The sequence below is a fragment of the Dactylosporangium vinaceum genome (assembly GCF_019904175.1).
In the GTDB taxonomy this organism is placed as follows: Bacteria; Actinomycetota; Actinomycetes; order Mycobacteriales; family Micromonosporaceae; genus Dactylosporangium; species Dactylosporangium vinaceum.
On sequence record NZ_CP061913.1, the window covers coordinates 1,169,765 to 1,183,816 of the forward strand.

At 73.8% G+C, this 14,052-nt stretch carries 9 protein-coding genes; 3 read left to right on the plus strand and 6 right to left on the minus strand.

Translation table 11 applies throughout. The features are described 5' to 3' along the window. Positions 1 to 241 precede the first annotated feature (241 nt). The 3 genes from Dvina_RS05390 to Dvina_RS05400 all read left to right on the plus strand — a co-directional run bounded on the left by Dvina_RS05390 (position 242) and on the right by Dvina_RS05400 (position 7,419). Positions 242 to 2,293, plus strand: a complete 2,052-nt coding sequence (locus Dvina_RS05390) for a hypothetical protein (protein WP_223101239.1) — start codon at positions 242 to 244, stop codon at positions 2,291 to 2,293. After that, entirely contained in the window at positions 2,290 to 5,673 is a 3,384-nt protein-coding gene (locus Dvina_RS05395; protein WP_223101240.1) for an MFS transporter, read from the plus strand. The genes Dvina_RS05390 and Dvina_RS05395 overlap by 4 nt, the downstream gene beginning before the upstream one ends. Positions 5,674 to 5,742: 69 nt before the next feature. Beyond that, a complete protein-coding gene (locus tag Dvina_RS05400; protein WP_223101241.1) occupies positions 5,743 to 7,419 on the plus strand; it encodes an FAD-dependent oxidoreductase in 1,677 nt (558 codons plus the stop codon). Here the strand turns inward: Dvina_RS05400 and Dvina_RS05405 are convergent. Genes Dvina_RS05405 through Dvina_RS05430 form a run of 6 tightly spaced genes read right to left on the minus strand, consistent with a single transcriptional unit; the run spans position 7,349 to position 13,993 of the window. Continuing rightward, positions 7,349 to 8,296 carry a hypothetical protein gene (locus Dvina_RS05405; RefSeq protein ID WP_223101242.1) on the minus strand — a complete coding sequence of 316 codons (948 nt, stop codon included), beginning with the start codon at positions 8,294 to 8,296 and terminating at the stop codon, positions 7,349 to 7,351. The two genes, Dvina_RS05400 and Dvina_RS05405, sit on opposite strands and share 71 nt — an antisense overlap. Further along, positions 8,293 to 9,657: a hypothetical protein gene (locus tag Dvina_RS05410; protein ID WP_223101243.1), complete on the minus strand. Its 1,365-nt coding sequence runs from the start codon at positions 9,655 to 9,657 to the stop codon at positions 8,293 to 8,295. Before Dvina_RS05410 ends, Dvina_RS05405 begins: the two co-directional genes overlap by 4 nt. A 35-nt stretch (positions 9,658 to 9,692) precedes the next feature. Then, positions 9,693 to 11,003, minus strand: coding sequence for a glycosyltransferase family 4 protein (locus Dvina_RS05415; protein WP_223101244.1), 1,311 nt, complete (start codon positions 11,001 to 11,003; stop codon positions 9,693 to 9,695). Further along, positions 10,990 to 12,261, minus strand: coding sequence for a DegT/DnrJ/EryC1/StrS family aminotransferase (locus Dvina_RS05420; protein ID WP_223101245.1), 1,272 nt, complete (start codon positions 12,259 to 12,261; stop codon positions 10,990 to 10,992). Before Dvina_RS05420 ends, Dvina_RS05415 begins: the two co-directional genes overlap by 14 nt. Continuing rightward, positions 12,258 to 13,313 (minus strand): zinc-dependent alcohol dehydrogenase, encoded by a 1,056-nt coding sequence (locus Dvina_RS05425; protein WP_223101246.1) that lies wholly within the window; start codon positions 13,311 to 13,313, stop codon positions 12,258 to 12,260. Before Dvina_RS05425 ends, Dvina_RS05420 begins: the two co-directional genes overlap by 4 nt. Next, the gene (locus Dvina_RS05430) at positions 13,310 to 13,993 is read right to left on the minus strand and encodes a TylF/MycF/NovP-related O-methyltransferase (RefSeq protein WP_223101247.1); all 684 of its coding nucleotides are present in this window, start codon (positions 13,991 to 13,993) and stop codon (positions 13,310 to 13,312) included. The genes Dvina_RS05425 and Dvina_RS05430 overlap by 4 nt, the downstream gene beginning before the upstream one ends. Between the last annotated feature and the right edge of the window lie 59 nt (positions 13,994 to 14,052).

Here is a 14,052-nt window from a genome sequence, read left to right on the forward strand (position 1 = left end):
TAGCATTTACGCAGCTCAGCGCGGCTTGAGCGCGGGTATGACGGCTCGTCGGAATCGTCGGACGAGACAACAAACGGGTGGCTTTGTTGCGCCACGATGCTAGAGTGTTGATCTGCAACTCGTGAATGAGCGGACCGGCTTGGCGGCTTCACGCTCCGCGCCCTTACCGATGGTGGTCTGGTGGCGGCTGCACGCTCCGCGCTCTTCACAACCTTTTCGGTTGTGTTTTTTGGAGGAGCGCATGACTCTCGACTTCCTGCGTGTCCGGAGCCAGCGCGTGCGCCAGCAGTGGGCCACGCTCGACAGCACCCGTGACGACGCAGCTCCGGAAGAGAACCTCGACGGGGTCAAGGACCCCGACTTCCTCGCCCTCGGCCTGGGCGCGACGAACATGATGGCGATGCTCTGGTCGCTCGCCCTCGGCCGCCGGGTGGTGGGCGTGGAGATGCGCGGCGACCCGTCGCTCGGTGTGCACTGGAACATCCGCGAGGACCTGTTCCACCACTGGGGCCTCATCGACAAGCTGATGCTGGAGCGCTACGGCGAGGAGAACCTCCCGCACCGCGGCGACGGCCGGCTGTTCCGCCTCGCGGAGTGCTTCTACGACCCGGCCACCGCGGCCGGCGCGGTCACCGCCGACGAGGTGCTGACCGGCTTCCTCGACACGCTCATCGGCGAGCCGTCGCACATCGGCGGCCGCATCTTCTACACCGAGTTCATCGACGACCGCTGGAAGGACGGCCAGCCCAACCGGGTCGTCACGATCCTCGAGCCGCCGGAGCCGCCGAGCGAGCCCGACCTGTCGAAGGTCGGCCGCACCGCCCTGGAGGCGCTCGAGGGCCCCTCGACGTTCCAGTGCGCCGCATCCGAGGTCATGGTGCTCATGCGCCGCTACCTGGAGATGGTCGAGCAGATCGACCTCCAGCGCGGCGTCACCCCGCGGGTACGCCTGTTCACCTCGCACCGCGTGGTCTCCACCGGCACCGACGAGGACGCCGGCTACCTCAGCTGGCTGCGCCGCGAGGAGGGCTTCGTCGACCGCCCCGACGGGCGTAAGGGCGTGCGCATCGAGGCCGTGCGCGAGCTGGACTACAACGGCAAGTTCCGCCGCGTGCGGGTGCCGGGCAGCAAGGTGATCGACCTCGGCGTGCCGAAGCTGTTCATGATCGCCCAGGGCTTCAACAGCACCGATGCGGAGCGCCTCGGCTTCAAGCAGGAGGACGTCAAGGTCGACCACCACGACGGGCGCGGCCCGGTCGTGGCCCAGGCCGACTACCTCGCGGGCCTGCTGGAGATCCTGGTCGACGGCCGCCTGCGCCGGCGCATCGCCTCCGACTTCGACAAGGAGGGCAACGAGTACTGGATCCGCCAGATCGCCGTCGGTCACCAGGACGACGCCGAGGTGGGCTGGATTCTCGTGCAGGTGCCCGACTACAAGACCTTCGACCCGATCCTGGCCGGGCTCGTGCCGTCGGGCACCCACCGCAAGTCCAAGGAGTACCGCGCCGGGGTCCAGCACCTCATGCGCGAGTACTACCTCGAGCAGACCTCCCTCATCACGGACATGCCGCTCGCCGAGCTCGAGAAGGTCCAGATGCCCTACGGGCCGAAGCTGTTCAGCCTCGTCGAGCGGGCCGGTGTCGACGCGCGCGTGGCCGCCAACGGCGTCGTCGGCGGCGACACGTTCGGCAACGGGCACTTCCTCACCAGCGGCGGGGCGATCACCGGCATGGTCGGCCACGCGTACCGCGTGCTGAACTACTGGCAGGCGATCGACGCCGGAACCGACCACGAGACGGCCATCCGCCAGCTCGCCGACGGCATCAAGCAGGACACCGACTGGTGGTTCCACGTCAGTGCCCAGGAGTTCAGCTCGGCCGTCCCGATCAACTTCGGGGCCGAGCGCATCGCCAAGATCGAAGCGGCGACGGGCCGCGACTCCTCGGCCCGCGCGACGACCATCGACGCGACCCGCCGGCACCGCCACTCGCTCGTGCCGCTCGACCCGTCCGACTGGCGGCGGCTGCTCGTGCGCAGCGGCCGCATGCACGCCCTGGCCCTGCCGCCGATCCAGGAGACCCACCCGGACCTGCGCGGCGCGGACATGATGCCGATGGCTTCTCCCGCCGGTGGCATGGACATGGCGGCCGGTGGCATGGAGACCACCGACGGCATGGCGATGGGTGAGGACGGCACCGCCATGGCCATGGCCGAGGAGGACATGAGCATGGCGGGCGGCGGCCTGCCCGCCGGTGGCGCGACGGCCGCCGCGGTGGAGGTCACGAGCCGATGAAGCTCGGGCAACCGAAGGGCGACTCGTTCGGCAGCCTCGCCGAGACGGTCCAGCCCCGCCGGCTCATCGTCGGCCGCTACCGCACCCTGCGGGAACGGCAGCTCGCGCTGCTCGTCGTCTGCGCGGGTGCGCTCGCCATCGTCATCGACACCTCCGTGGTCAACGTCGCCCTGCCGTTCCTCGGCAGCGACCTGAAGTTCTCCGCCTCCGAGCTGTCGTGGGTGGTCAACGCCTACGTCATCCCGTTCGGCGGCCTGCAGCTGTTCGCCGGCCGGCTCGGCGACCTCATCGGGACCAAGCGGCTGTTCATCGGCGGCATCGCGCTGTTCACCGCGGCCTCGCTGGCCTGCGGGCTGGCCCAGAGCCGCGAGATGCTCATCGCCGCGCGGTTCGTGCAGGGCGTCGGCGGTGCGCTGGCGGCCGCGGTCGTGCTGAGCATCGTCGTGGCGATGTTCCCCAAGCCGGGGGAGCAGGCCAAGGCGATCGGCATGTACTCGCTCGTCTCCTCGGCCGGCGCGGCGCTCGGCCTCATCGGCGGGGCCGCCATCACCGAGGCGGTCAACTGGCACTGGGTGTTCTTCGTCAACCTGCCGATCGGCGCGCTGGCGATCCTGCTCGGCGCCCGGCTGCTCGACGACGAGCGGGAGGCCGGCGAGCGGGGCATCGACGCCATCGGCGCGGTGCTCATCACCGCCTGCCTCATGCTCGCCGTCTACACCATCGTGCAGACCTCCGGCTCCGGCGGCGCCGCGCGCACCTGGGCGCTGACCGGCGTGTCGGTGCTGCTGCTCGCGGCGTTCCTGGTCCGCCAGCGCACGGCCCGCAACCCGCTGGTCCCGCTGTCGATCTTCCGGGCCCGCAACGTCTCCGCGGCCAACCTCGTCCAGGCGCTCATGGTCGCCGGCATGAGCGGCATGTTCTTCCTCGGCGCGCTGTACCTGCAGCAGGTGCTGCGGCTCAGCGTGCTCGAGGTCGGCTTCGCGTTCGTGCCGACGGCGACCGCTGTCGCGATCTGCTCGATCAAGCTGGCGCCGAAGCTGATGAAGAAGGTCGACGCGCGCACCGTGCTGATCCCCGGCCTGCTGTGCATCGTCGCCGGCCTGCTGCTGCTGAGCCGGGCCCCGGCCGGCGGCAACTACTTCGCCGACGTGCTGCCGGCGATGGTGCTGCTCGGCATCGGGGCCGGCATCGGCTACCCCGCGGCGCTGACCATCGTGCTCGTCGACGCCACCACCAGCGACCGGGGCCTGCGCTCCGGCCTGGTCAACACCACCCAGCAGATCGGCCCGGCGGTCGGCCTGGCCATCCTGGCCACCGTGGCCGCCGACCGCACCGACACGCTGCTCGGGCGCGGGCAGCCGGCTCCCGAGGCGCTGACCGCCGGCTACCACCTGGCGTTCCTGGTCGGCGCGGGCTTCGCGGCCGCCGGCATCCTGCTGACCCTGCTCGTGGTGAAGCCGGCCGTGCCGCGCACCGTGCCGAACGTGCTCGACGCCACGCGGTCCCGGCAGGAGAGCGAGCACGAGTACGCGGGCACGACCGACCCCGACTTCCTCACGCTCGGCATGAGCGGCACCGGCATGATGTCGATGCTGTGGTCCGTGGCGATGGGCCGGCGGGCGGTCGGTGTCGAGCTGCGCGGCTCGCCGTACGTGTCGGTCATGCGCTGGACGATGTGCGAGGACATCTACCACCACCTCGCGCTCATCGACCGCATGATGCTGGAGCGCTACGGCGAGGACGGCGTCCCGCGCCGCGGTGACGGGGTGCTGTTCAAGCTGGCCGACTGCTTCTACACGCCCTACACCGACCCGGGCTCCGTCCGCGGAGACGAGGTCGTCACCGGCTTCGCCAGCGACTCGCACATCGGTGGCGTCGCCCGCCACCACGAGCACATCGACGACCGGTGGCGCGACGGGCGGGCACACCGCGAGGTGACGCTGCCCGGGGCGATCGACCCACCGGCGCAGGTCGACCCGGCAATGCAGGGCCGGCCCGTGCGCGACATCCTCGACAGCCCGTCGACGTTCCAGGTGGGCGCCGAGGAGCTGCTGGTGGTGCTGCGCCGCTACCTCGAGGGCATCGAGGCAATGGACATGGCCCGCGGCGGCCTGCCGCGGGTGCGGATCCTGCCCTACCACCGGGCGGTCGCCCCGCCGGACGACGACGAGGCCATCGGCTGGCGCCGGCTCCTGCCGCGCCGAAAGGCCGAGACCGAGGACGGCTTCGTCGTCGGCCCGGACGGCCGGATCGGCATCCGGATCGAGGCGGTGCGCGAGCTGGACTACAAGGGCAGCTTCCGCCGGGTGCGTGTGCCGAACAGCCGGGTCGTCGACCTCGGCACCCCGCGGCTGTTCATGATCGCGCAGGGCCTCGACAGCCGCGACGCCCGCAGCCTGGGCTTCCGGCAGCGGCCGGTGCTCATCGACCACGGCGACGGGCGCGGGCCGGTCCCGGCCGAGGCGGACTTCCTGGCCGGCAACGTCGACGTGTACCTCGGCGACCGCATCCGGCACCGGGTCGCCTCCGAGTTCGACGCGGCGGGCAACGAGTACTGGGTGCGGCAGGTCGTCATCGGCCACGAGGGCGACGCCCAGATCGGCTGGGTGCTCGCCGAGGTGCCCGAGTACAAGACCTTCGACCCGATCCTGGCCGGCCTCGTGCCGGCGGGCACGCCCAAGGGCTCGCGGCGCTTCTTCGCCGGGCACCAGTTCCTGCTGCGGCAGTACTTCCTGGATCAGATCTCGCTCATCACCGAGATCCCCCGCGACGAGATGGAGCGCAACCAGCTGTCCTACGGGCCGAAGCTCTTCACCATCACCGAGCGGATCGGCGAGGACGCCCTCGTCGCGCCCAACGGGGTGGTCGCGGGCGACTCGTTCGGCAACGGGCACTTCCTGCAGAGCGGCGGCGTGCTGACCGGCATGACCGGCCACGCCTGGCGGGTGCTGGAGTTCTGGCAGGCGCTTGACGCCGGCACCGACGAGCGCGCGGCCGTGCGGCGGCTGGCCGACGCGATCAAGACCGACACCGAGGCGTGGCTGGAGCACAGCGCGCCGCTGTTCGCCCGGCCGGCGCCGCGGGCGACAGTTGCCGACCCGCGCGAGCAGGAGCGGCAGCGGACCATGGCCGCGGCGACCCGCTACCGGCGCTCGATCGTGCCGCAGCGCTACCCGGACGAGTGGAGCCGGATCCAGCTGCGCACGGGCCGGATCTATGCGTTCCGGCTGCCGCCGATCGACCCCGTCCCGCCCGCGCTGCGCCGCCGGCCCGGGCAGCCCGCCGGCCTGGCACCCGGCGGCCCGGCGGGCGCGATGCCCGACGGGACGGACGAGCGCAGGCCGGCCACGGACGGCATGGCCGACGCGGCCCGGATGTGATCTCGACGCCGGCGGCGGGCCCAGTGCCCGCCGCCGGCTCTCATTCGCACGAGCATGGGGGAGGACGGCGTGACGACGAGCACCGACGCGAGGTACGGCCCGGAGCCGACCGAGGAGGACGTGCGCACCGAATACGACGTGTGCGTCGTCGGCAGCGGCGCGGCCGGGGCGACTGTCGCGTGGCTGCTGGCCCGGTCCGGGCTCAGCGTCGCCGTCGTCGAGCAGGGCGGTCACGTCACCGCCGACACCAGCTACGACGACATCCTGGCCGCCGCCGAGTCGGCCTGGGTGCGCCAGTCCAACGGCACCTGGGGCAAGGTCGGCTCGCCCTGGACGACCTGCAACGTCGGCGGCGGCACCGTGTTCTACGGCGGCGTGCTGTTCCGCCACCGCCCCGTCGACTTCGACCCCGAGCGCGTGCTGGGCCGGGCCGACCTGCCGCTGCGGTGGCCGTGGGGCTTCGCCGAGCTGGAGCCGTACTACACCGCCGTCGAGGACATCATCGGCGTCGCCGGGCTCGCCGGGGCCGACCCGAGCATCCCGGCCCGCTCCGCGCCCTACCCGCTCGTGCCGGTGCCTGTCTCGCCCGAGGGCGCCGCGATCGCCGGGGCCGCCAAGACGCTCGGCTGGCAGCCGTTCCCCACGCCGCTCGGCGTGCTCACCGACCGGTACCGCGGCCATCAGGGCTGTGTCGCCGACGCGCCGTGCATCTCGCGGACCTGCCCGGTCGGGGCCAAGGGCGACGCCGTGAACCGCTTCCTCACGCCCGCGCTGCACGCCGGAGCCCGCCTGTTCGCCGGGCTCAAGGCGGTCGCGCTGGTGGGCGACGAGCGCCGCGACGCCCGCGCGCTGCGCTGCGTGCGGATCGACACCGGCCGCTGGTTCGAGTTCCGCGCCCGCCAGTTCGTCGTGGCCGGCAATGCGGTGCAGAGCGCCGCGCTGCTGCTGCGCTCGACCACGCCGCGGCACCCGCGCGGGCTGGGCAACTCCCACGACCTCGTCGGGCGGGGCCTGTGCTTCAAGCTCAGCGAGTACCTCGTCGGCTACGGCTACCGCGCCGCCGACGGGCCGCCGCGCAGCGAGGTGATGGGCCTCGGGCCCGTGTCCACCGCGGCCGTCACCGACCTCTACGAGGACCCCGCGGCGCCGGGCGGGCTCGGCGGCGTCCTCTACGAGGTGCGGCCCGAGCGGACCTACCGGGTGCGCACCAACGAGCAGCTGCTGCGGATCGAGGCGCTGGTGCCCGACGAGCCGCAGCCCACCAACCGGGTGCGGCTGGGCCCCGGCACCGACGCGCACGGCGTGACCGACATCGTCATGGACTACCAGGCCCACCCGCGGGACCTGGCCCGGCTGGAGTACATGCTCGGCCGCGGCGAGGAGCTGCTGCGCGCGGCCGGGTGCACAGTCGTGGTCCGCGAGCCCTCCGGCTGGGAGCTCGGCAGCGGCCACCTGCACGGCACCTGCCGCATGGGCACCGACCCGGCCACCAGCGTCACCGACCCGGACGGGCGGCTGCACGACGCCGACAACGTCTACGTCGCCGACGGCGCGCTGCTGCCGTTCCCGGGCGCGGTCAACCCGACGCTCACCATCCAGGCCGTCGCCCTGCGGGTGGCGCACCGGCTGCTCGAGGACCGCTTCGGCGCCCCGGCCGCGCCGATCGCCGCGCTCGTCAGTCCGCGGGGGACCGTGGTGCCGGAACAGCGCTCCAGCGCTCGCCCAGCAGTGCTGCCACTCGGCTGAACGCCGCGGTGCGGTAGGTGTGGCAGCGACCGCCGGTGTGCACGTGCCGCACACCGGCGTCGAGCCGCTCCGGCAGCTGGCGGTACACCCGGTGCACCAGGTGGCCGTGCGCGTCCTCCTGCGGCTCGAGGTCGAACGAGAGCAGGCCGAGCGTGTGCAGCCGCGGCTCCGTGGCGGCCCAGGCGGCCACCGCGCCGAGGAGCACGTCGATCCAGTACCGCTGGAACGTCCGCCGCAGCACCGGCACGTACCGCCCGAACCGGGCCACCAGATCCGCCGTCGGCCGGTATCCGACCTCGTCGCCCACCCGCACGTCGGTGCCCTCGCCGCGGCCCTGGAACAGGTAGCTGTACCGGGCGGCCAGGTCGCTCTGCAGGCCGGCGAGGTAGAGCGTGTCGCCCTCGCGCACGCCGTAGGCGTACCCCACGAACCCGGGTCGTCCGGCGTCCATGAAGTTCCAGTCCGCGGCCTCGTACATCGCCTGCGGCAACAGGTCCGGCTCGGTCAGGTAACAGCGCAGCACGACCGGTGCGCCGAAGCGGGGGAACCGCTCGCCGACGATGTCGTCGCAGACGCCGGCCATGGCCGTGACCGAGAACCGGGCGCCGCGGTAGGTGAACGGCACAGGCGTGCCGATGGGGGCCGTGTCGTTGAACGAGCGCAGCAGCGCGCCCAGCGGCCACCCGAGCGCCGCGGCGATCTCCTCGCGGTCCGTGGGGTCGTCCAGCCACCGGGCCAGCAGCTCGCGGCGCTCGCCGAGCAGCGGGTTGCCGGCCACCCAGCGGTGGAAGAAGTCCTCCGGGGCGGGCACGAGGGCGTCGCTGTCCGGGTGCGTGGCGCAGCGTGTGCCGGTCGGCGCCGGCGCGGTGCCCGTCACCGTGACCCTCCGTCCAGGGCGGCCTCGTCCAGCGGCGCCGGGTGGGCCGGCGCCGGCCGGCCGGCGGCGAGGGCGGCGAAGTGCTCGCGGTGGGCGCGGGCGTAGGCCAGCTCGGCGAAGCAGCCGGCGTTGAAGTGCCACTGCGGTGGCTCGGCGAAGTCGGCGGCGCTCGCGTCGATCCACTCGGCGGTGTCGGCGGCCACCTCGCGCTCCAGCGCGGCGGCGGCCTCCCGGGGGCCGGCCCCGACGGCCCGCCGCCGCCAGTAGTCACGCACCCGGAGCCCGTGCCGGAACGGTCCGGTGACCGCGCGCAGCGGGTGCAGCGGGTGTCCGCCGCCCGCCGCGTCACCCACGCGAACCGCCGCGACCGGACCGGTGAGCGCGGAGTGCGCCGGCCGCCACGCCGTGGCCGACAGCAGCCGGGGCCGGTCGGCTCCGCCGCGGACCGCCGCGTCGAGCTCCGCCTCCGGCCGCCCCAGCAGCTCGGCCGCGGCCGCCACGAACAGCCGCCGGACCGGCACGTCGACAGCGGCGGCGGAGCGGGGGGAGCCCGGCGCCGCGGCCGGCCCCGGGTCGAAGACGTGGTATTCGGGCACCTGCACCGCGAGCCAGGCCGGTGCGCCGGTGGGGCCGCCGCCGATGACGACCTGGCGCACCCGGTACTCGTCGTGGTCCTCGTCGAACGCGGGCGCGACGCGGCGCCGGGCCAGTGGCCCCACCGGGACGTCAAGCACCCCGGCGATGAGGTGCGTGCGGGCCGCGGTGGGGCCGCGGCCGTCGCCGTGGTCGAGGACGAGCGGCTCGACGACGACCGGCGCGTCGTCGAGCAGCGCCAGCTCGGCGCCGAGTCCGTCGGCCGCGGCCGGCCGGTCGACCCGGACCCGCGGCGGCCGCCCGGCCCGGCGGTCGAGCGCCTCGACCGCGGCCAGGTAGGCCCACAGGCCCTCGAGCAGCTCGGCCGCGGGCACCCGCAGGACCGTGGGCCAGGTGCCGGTGACCGTCACCCGGGCCGCGCCGTCCACCCACTCCTCGCCGGTCTCGACCGCCGCGCCGGTCCGCGCCGGGTCGGCCGGGTCCAGCGCGTCGGCCAGCCGCCACGGTGAGCCGTCGGCGCGCACCGGGACCCCGCCGGGGCCGTACCGCCGGCGCAGGAGACGGTCGAGCAGCGCCAGCTGCCGGTGGGCGCCGAGCGGCAGGCACCACATCGCGCCCGGGCCGAGGACGGGATCGCCGGGCGGGGCGGCGCCCGGCCCACCGGCCGCGCGCCGGCCCGCCGCGAGCGTCCACAGCATCGCCATCGCGCCCGCGCCGCCGGCCCCGAGCACCAGCAGGTCCGGCCGCTCCGGCATCGACTCCTCCACCCGCAGAACCCCTTCCCGCCCGTGCCCGTGATGTGTCAGGCGGCGCTCACGCCGGCCGCCGGCCGCGCGGGCTGCGCCGGTGCGGCGGCGTCCGTGACCGCGGTGTAGACGTCCAGCAGCCGCCGGGTGACGGCCTCCAGGTCGTATCCGGCCGCCCGCTGCGCACCGGCCTCGCCCAGCCGGGCCGCCAGCTCCGGCGCGCCCAGGACCTCCCGGATCGCGGCGGCCAGCGCGGGCGGGTCGCACGGCGGCACGATGAGGCCGGCGGCGCCGTGCCCGACGACCGTCGGCAGGCCGCCCACGTCGGTGACGACCACCGGCCGGGCCGCGGTGAGCGCCTCCAGCACCGTGCCGCCCATCTCCTCGTGCCGGGACGGGATCACGACCACCGTGGCCCGCCGCATGGTCCGGGCGATGTCGGGCCGGTCGAGGTGCCCGAGCAGGTCGACCCGGTCCTCGATGCCGAGCTGGCGCAGCTGGGTCCGGCAGCGGCTGAGCTCGTTGCCGTCGCCGCACATGACGAACCGGCCGGTGAAGCCCGCGCCGATCAGGATGCCCGCGGCGTCGACGTAGTCGGCCCAGCCCTTCTCCGGCGCGAACCGGCCGCAGTACAGCACCGTCGGCTCGGCCGCCGGGTCGGGCGCCTCGTCCGGGCCAGGTCGAAAGTCGGCCAACCGCACGCCGTCCGGGACCACGTGGACCCGTCCGGCGTCGGTCAGGCCCAGCCCGAGGTAGGCGTCGCGGACCCGCTGGGTCAGCACCACCACGGCCTCCGCCCGGCGCACCGCGACCCGCTCGAAGAACCGGGCCGGCCCGATGAGCAGCCGGCCGGCCAGGGTCTCCGGGTGGAACGTCACAAGCGCGCTGCAGTGGACCGTCAGCGCGAGCGGCCGGCGCAGCACCCAGCGGGCCAGCACCGCGAACAGGAACGTCCACGGCAGTTCGCTGCAGTGCATGTGGATCACCGAGTACTGCCGGTGCCGGCCCCGCAGCCGCTGCCCGACGCACCAGGCGACGAGGGCGAGGCCCCACGAGACCAGCAGCCCGACGTACCCCTTGGAGCGCGTGGGGATCGGGGCCACCGGCGGCGACAGCAGCTCGAAGCGCGTGCGCTCGTCGAGCTGGACCGCGCTCGGCATGCCGGGCCGGCGGGGGAACACCACCGTCTGGCGGACGCCGAGCTCGGACAGCTGCTCGGTGGTCTGCATGATCTGGACCTGCATGCCGCCGATCGGCTCGTACTGCAGCTCCCGATGGGTCAGCTCGCGCCCGGCGAGGTAGTAGTAGGGCGTCAGCCGCAGCACGTGCAGGCCGGCCCGCGGGCTGCCGGCGTCAGAGCTCGGCATGGCGCGTGCGGACCTTGTCCAGCGCCCGCACGATGTCGTCGACGTCGGCGGAGTCACCCAGCAGCAGCGAGTGGTGAAAGAGCAGTGTCGTGTCGCAGTACTGCTCCGAGCCGCTGAAGTCGCGCCCGAGCGCTCGCTCGCGGCCGTGGTCGTCCCACATGGCGGCGAACCGGCGCTTGGTCTGCGGGCGCAGCATGATGCTGCGGTGCAGCGGGGCGTCGGCCGGATACCACGTCATCCCGAGCTCCGCGGTGAGCGCCTCGGCCACCCGGCTCAGCGGGGCCGCGCCGAACGTGCCCGGCTCGACCTGGATGCCGTACTCGTAGATCGAGCGCGCGTCCGCCTGCTCCGGCAGCGGGACGGGCGCGAAGCCGCCCAGCTCGGCCAGGCGCCGCTCCAGCTCACCGGCGATCTTCTCGCGGTGCTGGTGCTGCCCGTCGAGCCGGGGCAGCTGGTCGAGCAGGACGGCCGCGGACAGCTCGGACATGCAGTAGTTGGTGCCCATGATCTCGCCGGCCTCGATGAGCTCCATCTGGCCGGCGACCGGGCCGCCCTCCGGGTAGCAGCGGGAGTCGGCCCGCAGCTGCTGGGCCCGTCGGTAGATCTGCTCGTCGGCCGTGATGACCGCGCCGCCCTCGCCGCCGGTGAGCACCTTGCCGTTCTGGAAGCTGAAGACGCCGACGGCGCCGTGGGTGCCCACGGCCCGCCCGCGCCACCGGGCGCCGTGCGCCTGGGCGCAGTCCTCGATCAGCGGGATGCCGGCCTCTTGCGTGAGCGCGGTCAGCCCGTCGAGATCCGCGACGGTGCACGCGAGGTGGACCACGATGACGGCGCGGGTGCGCTCGCTCATCCCGGCGCGGACCGTCTCGGGCGTGATGCAGCCGGACTTCGGATCGCTGTCGACGAGCACCGGCAGCGCGCCGACGCGCAGGACCGCGGTGACCGGCGCGACCCACGTCATGGCCGGCACGATGACCTCGTCGCCGGGGCCGATGTTCAGGGCCTCCAGCGCGACAAGCAGTGCGCTGGAGCCGTGGTCGACGCTGACGCAGTAGGGCGCGCCGTTGTAGCGCGCGAACTCCTCGGCGAAGCGCCGCTCCCGCGCGTGCGTGCCGTCGCTGGGCCAGCTGATCGCCCACCGGCGGGAGCGCAGTGCGTCGATCAGCTCCTGCTCGGTCGCCTGGTCGAACTGGGGCCAGGCCGGCCACGCCCGGCCCTGGCGCACCGGGGTCCCTCCGGAGACGGCGAGTGTGCTCATGAGTGCCCACCTTCCTGAACGGTCGCATCGGCATCGATCTCGGGGGCGTCGGTCCCGGAACCCATCTCGAAGAACCGGCGCAGCGGAGCCGCCTCGCCGGTGTCCTCCAGGACCGCGCGGTAGCGGCTCAGCGGCAGCGGTGCGCTCACGAGCGGCTCCAGCCGGACCGCTCCCGACGTGGCCACCTCCAGCGCGCGGCGCAGCTGGCCCTGGCCGGACAGCACGCCGTACACCGTCAGCTCCCGCAGCATCACCGTGCTGGGCTCGAAGCGGACCGCTTCCTCGCCGGAGTAGCCGACCAGGACGTAGGCGCCGCCGGGGCGGGTGGCCCGCAGCCCGTCCGGGAAGACGTCGGCCACGCCGGTGCTGTCGAAGACGACCTCGGGCTGCTCGTCGTCCCACTCGCTCAGCGCGACCCGGGCGTCCAGCCCGAGCTCGGTGGCGAGTGCGCGGCGGGCCGTGACCGGGTCGACGACGCTCACCCGCTGCGCCCCGGCCGCCGCGGCGAGCTGGGCGACGAGCAGGCCGATGGTGCCGCCGCCGATGACGCCGACCAGCCGGCCCCGCACGTCCGGTCCCCGCTCGCAGGCGTGCAGGGCCACACCCAGCGGCTCCAGCAGGCAGGCCGCGGCCCCGGACAGCTGCTCGGGCAGCGGCTCCAGCTGCTGCGCCGGGATCGTGACGAGCTCGGCGAACGCGCCGGGGCGGGTGAAGCCGAGCTCGTCACAGGCCGTGCAGAGATTGAACCGGCCGGCCGCGCACTGCGGGCACTCCCGGCACGGCAGGATGTTGTCGGCCACCACCGCCCGGCCGACCAGCTCCGGCCGGGTCGGTGCGGAGACCACCCGGCCGGCCCACTCGTGCCCGGGGATGACCGGGTACTCCGCGTCGTGCAGCGTGCCCCGCAGCAGTCGCAGGTCGGTGCCGCACATGGCCACGTGGGTGATCGCCACCAGCGCCTCCCCGGGCCCGGGGACCGGCCGGGGCACGCGCTCGACCGCGTGCTCCTTGGGTCCCCGCACCACGAGGGCGAGCATGTCGGCGGCCGTCATGCCGCGCCGCCGTCCAGGCCGGGCCCGGCGTCCGGGTTGGGACTGTCGCCGAGCCGGTGCACGAAGAACGCACGGCCGTGCCAGCCGTAGTTCAGGAAGTGGCTGTACTCGTAGAAGCCGTCGGTGCGCTCGAAGCACTCGACGAGCGCCCGGCGCATGCCGAAGCGCGGGTTGGCGCGGTTGCAGTTGTAGTCGTCGAGCAGGATGACCGCGCCGTCCGGGAACAACCGGTTGCCCAGCAGGTGGTCGAGCACCTCCACGGTCGAGGAGTACAGGTCACAGTCGAGGTTGGCGATGGCCACCTCCCGCTGCAGCGGGTCGGAGACCAGCGACTGCTCGAACATGCCCCGCACGACGGTCCAGCCGTCCTCGCCGAAGCGGCGGGTGAACTCGCTGCGCAGCATCTCCTCGGTGCCGGGCGGGGACGCGTCCTCGCCGCCGCGCCAGTAGCCGGTGTCGACCACCTCGTAGGAGATGGCGTCGACGTTGTTCGTGCTCTTCGGGAAACCGGCGAAGGAGTCGTACACGTACATGTGCCGCGGGTAGAGGGTCGTGTAGAACTCGGTCAGGGCGTCGAACTCGACGATGAGGTCGGCCAGCAGCAGGGAGCTGAACCCCTCGAAGCAGCCGAACTCGGCGACGGCACCCGGAATGTGGCTGCCGTAGACGTACTCGAACACGGTGCGGAACGCCTCGCCATAGATCCTTCTGGCCCGCTGCTGGTCGAGATACGTGGCGT

What these genes read in the sequence shown, in the direction of transcription:
- Dvina_RS05390 (WP_223101239.1), top strand. Translation starts at nt 242, where the DNA reads ATGACTCTCGACTTCCTGCGTGTCCGGAGCCAGCGCGTGCGCCAGCAG.
- Dvina_RS05395 (WP_223101240.1), top strand. Translation starts at nt 2,290, where the DNA reads ATGAAGCTCGGGCAACCGAAGGGCGACTCGTTCGGCAGCCTCGCCGAG.
- Dvina_RS05415 (WP_223101244.1), bottom strand. Translation starts at nt 11,003, where the DNA reads ATGCCGAGCTCTGACGCCGGCAGCCCGCGGGCCGGCCTGCACGTGCTG.
- Dvina_RS05420 (WP_223101245.1), bottom strand. Translation starts at nt 12,261, where the DNA reads ATGAGCACACTCGCCGTCTCCGGAGGGACCCCGGTGCGCCAGGGCCGG.
- Dvina_RS05425 (WP_223101246.1), bottom strand. Translation starts at nt 13,313, where the DNA reads ATGACGGCCGCCGACATGCTCGCCCTCGTGGTGCGGGGACCCAAGGAG.